Origin of the sequence: Peribacillus sp. Hz7 (genome assembly GCF_042136355.1) — a bacterium.
Classification (GTDB): Bacteria; Bacillota; Bacilli; order Bacillales; family DSM-1321; genus Peribacillus; species Peribacillus asahii_A.
The window spans coordinates 45637-51793 of record NZ_JBHHJV010000022.1; the positions used below are offsets into that span (position 1 = coordinate 45637).

Below are 6157 nucleotides of genomic sequence, written 5' to 3' on the forward strand. Positions count from 1 at the left end.
TAAAATTGAAGGAGTGAACGAAATGGCACGTATTGCTAATTCCGTACTTGAATTAATTGGTCAAACACCAATTGTAAAATTAAACAGAATTCCAGAAGAAAACATCGCAGATATTTACTTGAAACTAGAGTATTTTAACCCAGGGAGCAGTGTAAAAGATCGTATTGCACTTGCAATGGTTGAGGCGGCTGAAAAAAGCGGTCAATTAAAAGAGGGCGATACAATTATTGAGCCTACAAGTGGAAATACAGGAATTGGTCTAGCGTTAGTTGCATCTGCTAAAGGATATAAATCCATTCTTGTTATGCCAGAAACAATGAGCTTAGAGCGTCGTAACTTACTTCGTGCATATGGTGCGGAATTAGTTCTTACTCCAGGGCCAGAAGGTATGAAAGGTGCTATTGCTAAAGCGGAAGAATTAGCAAAAGAAAAAGGCTATTTCTTACCTCAACAATTTAACAATACAGCAAACCCTGAAGTTCACCGTCAAACAACAGGTCCTGAGATTGTTGAAGCTTTTGGTGATGAAGGATTAGATGCTTTCATTGCTGGTATCGGTACAGGTGGAACAATTACAGGTGCTGGTGAAGTATTACGTGAGAAATATCCAAACATTAAGATTTACGCAGTGGAGCCGAAAGATTCTCCAGTTTTATCAGGTGGAAAACCAGGCCCTCATAAAATTCAAGGAATTGGTGCAGGTTTTGTACCAAGCATCTTGAATACTGAGTTATATGATGGAATTATTCAAATTACAACGGAAGAAGCATTTGAATATGCTCGCCGTGCTGCGAAAGAAGAAGGAATCTTAGGTGGTATTTCTTCAGGAGCTGCGATTAGTGCTGCAATTAAGGTAGCTAAAGAGTTAGGTAAAGGTAAAAAAGTACTAGCTATTATTCCAAGTAACGGAGAGCGTTATTTAAGTACACCTCTTTATCACTTTGAATAATCTTGATAGGAATAATAAAAAAGCAAAGTTCCTTTAGGGGCTTTGCTTTTTTTAGTTGTGTAACTTGCGTTTTGCCTTTGAAAGTGAGTACACTCAGTATGTGAATTTTTTGATGAGACGAAGGAGAGTAAGAAATGTCGGGAATAAGTACTTTGCAAACAAAATGCGGCCCTTATACGCTTGATTATCAAAAGAAAACGTATATTATGGGCATTTTAAATGTTACACCAGATTCTTTTTCAGATGGCGGTCGCTACGATCATATTGATGCAGCTTTGCGACATGCAGAGCAAATGGTAGAGGATGGAGCAGATTTAATCGATATCGGGGGAGAGTCAACACGCCCGAACTATGAGCGAATTTCAGATGAAGAAGAAATAGAGCGTGTCGCACCTGTTATTGAAGCGATCTCTAAACGGATTGATGTCCCGCTTTCAATTGATACGTATAAATCAAAGGTCGCAAAAGCTGCGATTGAAGCAGGTGCTCATATTATTAATGATATATGGGGAGCGAAGGCTGACCCTGAAATGGCAAATGTCGCAGCTCAATATCAAGTGCCGATTATCCTCATGCACAATCGGGAGGGGCAAACCTATCAACATTTTATGCGTGATGCACTGCAAGACTTGTATGAAAGCATCGCTCTTGTAAAAGCGGCCGGTGTAAGAGAGGAACAAATTATCTTGGATCCAGGGATTGGATTTGCCAAAGATGTCACATTGAATTTAGAAATGATGCGAAATCTTGATACGCTTGTGGCATTAGGTTATCCGGTCTTGCTGGCTACATCTCGTAAATCTATGATCGGACATGTACTAGATTTGCCGCCGGTAGAGCGTGTAGAAGGAACAGCTGCTACGATTTGTTTCGGTATTGGACAAGGGTGCCAGCTTGTTCGAGTACATGATGTGAAAGAAATGGCGCGTACAGCAAAGATGATGGATGCGCTTGTTAAGAAAGGAGAATACAGTGGATAAAATTTATTTAAATGAAATGGAGTTTTATGGATATCATGGTGTGTTTCCAGAAGAAACAAAACTTGGACAACGATTTGTTGTTGATATAGTAGTGGAGACGGATTTAGCAAAAGCAGGTCAAACGGATTGCTTAGATGATTCTATTAACTATGGTGAATTATTTGAAGTAGTTCAAGGGATTGTGGAAGGAGAGCCGATGAAGCTGCTTGAAGCAGTTGCTGAAACCATTTCAACAAAGCTATTGGAGAAATTCCCTAGCGTTCAAAATTGTACGGTAAAAGTAATCAAGCCTAATCCGCCGATACGAGGGCATTATAAATCGGTTGCAATTGAAATTACGAGAGGGAGATAACGATGGAGAATATCGCATACCTTTCGATTGGGTCCAACATCGGCAATCGACTTGCTACTTTTCATGAAGCGCTTCGATTATTAGATAGTAACAAATTGGTAAAAGTTGTTAGCTCTTCATCTTTGTATGAAACAGATCCTGTAGGATATACAGATCAAGACTGCTTTTTAAATGCGGTAATTAAAGTTTTTACTTCTTTAAGCCCCGAAGAATTGCTGCAAACTTGTTTGAGTATCGAAACAAAATTAGGGAGAAAAAGGGAAATTAGATGGGGACCTCGGACCTTAGACCTTGACATTTTGTTATATAATCAAGAAAATATTGAGACAGAGAGTCTTTCTGTTCCACATCCTCGGATGCAAGAAAGAGCATTTGTGATAGTTCCACTATTGGAATTAGACCCAGACATCAAACTTCCGAACGTAAACGCATCTTTGAACGATATTCTAAATCAGATACCGGATAAAGAAGGAGTACGATTATGGAAGCGGAAAAATGGGGACGACGTATTCGGGCTTTTCGAAAGTTAAAAGGATTTACACAAGAACAATTTGCGAAAGAAATAGGTGTATCTGTTTCTTTTTTAGGTGAAGTAGAAAGAGGAAACAAGGTACCGCCAGATTATTTTTTACAAGATGTGTCGGATATGCTCAGTGTGTCATTAGAAGAGCTGCAACCGCTAGATGATAAGAAAGAGAAAAGTAAGGGAGGCCCATAGTTTGTTGAAGATTGGAAATGTTGAAATAAGTAATCCTGTTGTGCTGGCTCCTATGGCTGGTGTTTGCAATTCGGCTTTCCGTTTAACAGTAAAGGAGTTTGGCGCAGGACTTGTGTGTGCTGAAATGATCAGTGACAAAGGAATTAATCTTAAGAACAAAAAAACAATGGGTATGCTATATATAGATGAACGTGAAAATCCATTGAGCTTACAAATTTTCGGCGGCGAAAAAGAATCACTTGTGCAAGCGGCTAAGTTTGTGGATAAAAACACAAATGCTGATATTATTGATATTAATATGGGGTGCCCCGTTTCTAAAATTATTAAATGTGAAGCAGGAGCAAGATGGCTGCTTGATCCAAATAAAATTTATGATATGGTGTCAGCGGTTGTTGATGCAGTTGATAAACCAGTTACGGTGAAAATGCGTATCGGTTGGGATGACGATCATATTTTTGCTGTCGAGAATGCAAGAGCGGTAGAACGTGCTGGCGGCAGTGCGGTAGCTGTACACGGCAGAACGCGTGTTCAAATGTATGAAGGAAAAGCAAACTGGGATATTATTCGAGATGTGAAAAATGCAGTGAACATTCCGGTTATCGGGAATGGGGATGTTGTAACGCCTCAAGACGCTAAAAGAATGCTAGACGAGGTCGGTGTTGATGGTGTTATGATTGGTCGTGCTGCACTTGGAAATCCATGGATGATTTACCAAACTATTAAATACTTAGAATCAGGTGTACTAATGCCGGAGCCAAGTGTACGTGAAAAAATGGATGTATGCGTACTCCACATGGACCGCCTTATTGCCTTGAAAAATGAAAACATTGCAGTACGTGAGATGCGTAAGCACGCTGCTTGGTATTTAAAAGGTGTTCAAGGGAATGGAAAAGCACGTAAAGAGATTAACGAATGTAATACACGAGAAGATGTTGTGAAGCTTCTATACGGTCTTGTAGAAGAAATTGAAGCGAAAGAACAAAATATGCAAATGGTGTAAACGTTTGACATTGTGTCGGCGTTTCCCTATAATACGCTTAACTTCAACTGCCGGATTTTCTGGCAGTTTTTATATGGCCTGAAAACGTAAATATTTCAGTTAAAAGGCTTGTTCGATTTCTTTGTTTTATGTAAGAATAAATAAGGATGTTAAACAATCAATCGCATACGGTTATATAATGCTGAAAAATACAGACGGAGATGATATTCGATGAGTCATGAAGAATTAAATGACCAATTGCAAGTAAGACGAGATAAAATGCAAGCGATGCAAGAAGGTGGGAAGGATCCATTTGGCAGCCGCTTTGATCGTACACATACAGCAGCAGAAATTAAAGAAGCGTATGGTGACATTTCTAAGGAAGAGCTGGAAGAAAAAGAAATCCAGGTAACGATTGCAGGACGTGTGATGACGAAACGTGGAAAAGGAAAAGCTGGGTTTGCGCATATTCAAGATATTAGTGGGCAAATTCAAATCTACGTAAGAAAAGATGCAGTCGGTGAAGAACCGTATCAAGATTTCGGACAAACGGATTTAGGAGACCTTGTTGGTGTAACAGGTGTTGTGTTTAAAACAAATGTAGGAGAGCTTTCAATCAAGGCAAAAGAGTATGTATTTTTAACAAAAGCTCTTCGTCCGCTTCCTGATAAATTCCATGGTTTAAAGGATGTTGAGGAGCGCTATCGTAAACGCTATGTCGACTTAATTACGAATGAGGAAAGCAAGCATACTTTTATTTTGCGCAGTAAAATCATTCAAGAAATCCGTCGTTATTTAGATGGACAAGGATTCTTGGAAGTAGAAACACCAATGTTGCATTCGGTTGCTGGTGGAGCGGCTGCTCGTCCATTCAATACACACCACAATGCATTAGATATGCCTTTGCACCTTCGTATTGCGATTGAGCTTCATTTGAAGCGTTTGATCGTCGGCGGAATGGAAAAGGTATATGAAATTGGCCGTGTATTCCGTAACGAAGGGGTATCAACAAGACACAACCCTGAATTTACAATGATTGAATTATATGAAGCGTATGCAGATTATAAGGACATTATGAGTTTAACAGAGAACTTAGTGGCACATGTAGCACAAGAGGTACTAGGTACAACAACGATTCAATACGGTGAATATGAGATTGATTTAAAACCTGAGTGGAAACGACTTCACATGGTTGATGCGGTTAAAGAATATACAGGTGTAGACTTCTGGAAGCACATGACGAAAGAAGAAGCTCAACAATTAGCGAAAGAGCATAATATTGAAATAAAAGATACGATGGAATTTGGCCATATTGTAAATGAATTTTTTGAACAAGTGGTAGAGGAAAAATTAATTCAACCAACTTTTATTTATGGTCATCCAGTTGAAATTTCACCATTAGCGAAGAAAAATCCAGAAGATCCACGTTTCACAGATCGCTTTGAGTTGTTCATTGTAGCTCGTGAACACGCAAATGCTTTCACAGAGTTAAATGATCCGATTGATCAGCGTCAACGTTTCGAAGCACAATTAGTAGAACGTGAACAAGGGAACGATGAAGCGCATGAAATGGATGAAGACTTCATTGAAGCATTAGAATACGGTATGCCACCTACTGGTGGTTTAGGAATTGGTATCGATCGTTTAGTTATGCTATTAACGAATTCTCCATCAATTCGCGATGTTCTATTATTCCCATTAATGCGTCACCGTTAATAGGAGAGAAGGTAAACTAAATCGAGTACGAACAGTCTTTTAAAAAGACTGCTTCGTATTCGATTTTTTATTTAATATTTTTAGTTACAAAAACTAGTTGTATAATTTTTTAAAAAAAGTATTGCAACGAAGATACAATGGTGGTATATTTATATCTGTTGTTACGAGCGAGTCACATACAGATTAAGAAAGTAAAACAAATCTTAAAAAAATGTTGACAAAGATTCGTAAAAATGATATTATATAAAAGTTGCTTCGTTAAGAAGTAACGGACATTGCTCTTTGAAAACTGAACAAAACAAAGCGCCAACGTTAATTTTTAAGTGAGCACACACTATTAAAAAAAAGTGCAACATGAGCAAGTCAAATTCTATCGGAGAGTTTGATCCTGGCTCAGGACGAACGCTGGCGGCGTGCCTAATACATGCAAGTCGAGCGAATCAATGGGAGCTTGCTCCCTGAG

At 38.9% G+C, this 6157-nt stretch carries 7 protein-coding genes and 1 rRNA gene; all 8 read left to right on the plus strand.

The features are described from left to right. The first annotated feature begins 22 nt into the window (after positions 1-22). Entirely contained in the window at positions 23-949 is a 927-nt protein-coding gene (gene cysK, locus ACE199_RS20015) for a cysteine synthase A (RefSeq protein ID WP_375351304.1), read from the plus strand. 134 nt (positions 950-1083) lie between these two features. Next, positions 1084-1929 carry a dihydropteroate synthase gene (gene folP, locus ACE199_RS20020; protein WP_375351305.1) on the plus strand — a complete coding sequence of 282 codons (846 nt, stop codon included), beginning with the start codon at positions 1084-1086 and terminating at the stop codon, positions 1927-1929. Continuing rightward, positions 1922-2281, plus strand: a complete 360-nt coding sequence (gene folB / locus ACE199_RS20025; RefSeq protein ID WP_252292509.1) for a dihydroneopterin aldolase — start codon at positions 1922-1924, stop codon at positions 2279-2281. The genes folP and folB overlap by 8 nt, the downstream gene beginning before the upstream one ends. Positions 2282-2283: 2 nt before the next feature. Next, the gene (gene folK / locus ACE199_RS20030; RefSeq protein ID WP_375351306.1) at positions 2284-2811 is read left to right on the plus strand and encodes a 2-amino-4-hydroxy-6-hydroxymethyldihydropteridine diphosphokinase; all 528 of its coding nucleotides are present in this window, start codon (positions 2284-2286) and stop codon (positions 2809-2811) included. Further along, on the plus strand, positions 2763-2999 hold the full coding sequence (locus tag ACE199_RS20035) for a helix-turn-helix domain-containing protein (protein WP_127758634.1): 237 nt from the start codon (positions 2763-2765) through the stop codon (positions 2997-2999). The genes folK and ACE199_RS20035 overlap by 49 nt, the downstream gene beginning before the upstream one ends. A gap of 1 nt (position 3000) precedes the next feature. After that, positions 3001-3999: a tRNA dihydrouridine synthase DusB gene (gene dusB, locus ACE199_RS20040; protein ID WP_375351307.1), complete on the plus strand. Its 999-nt coding sequence runs from the start codon at positions 3001-3003 to the stop codon at positions 3997-3999. Positions 4000-4209: 210 nt separating this feature from the next. Beyond that, a complete protein-coding gene (gene lysS / locus ACE199_RS20045; RefSeq protein WP_127758636.1) occupies positions 4210-5694 on the plus strand; it encodes a lysine--tRNA ligase in 1485 nt (494 codons plus the stop codon). Between the two features lie 370 nt (positions 5695-6064). Next, positions 6065-6157: ribosomal RNA gene (locus tag ACE199_RS20050) — 16S ribosomal RNA — on the plus strand; the annotation flags it as partial.

Bases quoted from the DNA above. Each gene is read 5' to 3' on its own strand.
- cysK (WP_375351304.1), top strand. From the start codon at position 23: ATGGCACGTATTGCTAATTCCGTACTTGAATTAATTGGTCAAACACCA.
- folP (WP_375351305.1), top strand. From the start codon at position 1,084: ATGTCGGGAATAAGTACTTTGCAAACAAAATGCGGCCCTTATACGCTT.
- folK (WP_375351306.1), top strand. From the start codon at position 2,284: ATGGAGAATATCGCATACCTTTCGATTGGGTCCAACATCGGCAATCGA.
- ACE199_RS20035 (WP_127758634.1), top strand. From the start codon at position 2,763: ATGGAAGCGGAAAAATGGGGACGACGTATTCGGGCTTTTCGAAAGTTA.
- lysS (WP_127758636.1), top strand. From the start codon at position 4,210: ATGAGTCATGAAGAATTAAATGACCAATTGCAAGTAAGACGAGATAAA.